Here is a 283-nt window from a genome sequence, read left to right on the forward strand (position 1 = left end):
CTTAAAATAATATTTTAAGATCGGCGAAGTATCGCATGATAAGCATCATCGGTTAAGCGCCTGTAGCTCAGTTGGATAGAGCATCCGCCTTCTAAGCGGATGGTCACAGGTTCGAATCCTGTCAGGCGCGCCACTCGGTAGCTTGGTACATAGAACTATTTGATGGTGGATGTAGCTCAGTTGGTAGAGCCCTGGATTGTGATTCCAGTTGTCGCGGGTTCGAATCCCGTCATTCACCCCAATTTCGGAGCATAGCACAGCCTGGTAGTGCACCTGGTTTGGG

General features: G+C 49.5%; 2 tRNA genes. Both read left to right on the forward strand.

The annotated features are described in order from the left end of the window. Window positions 1–56 precede the first annotated feature (56 nt). Window positions 57–133, forward strand: a tRNA-Arg gene (locus tag UC75_RS17885). A gap of 32 nt (window positions 134–165) precedes the next feature. Beyond that, window positions 166–241: transfer RNA gene (locus tag UC75_RS17890), tRNA-His, on the forward strand. Window positions 242–283: the final 42 nt, after the last annotated feature.

Source organism: Acinetobacter sp. V2 (genome assembly GCF_001188385.1).
In the GTDB taxonomy this organism is placed as follows: Bacteria; Pseudomonadota; Gammaproteobacteria; order Pseudomonadales; family Moraxellaceae; genus Acinetobacter; species Acinetobacter oleivorans.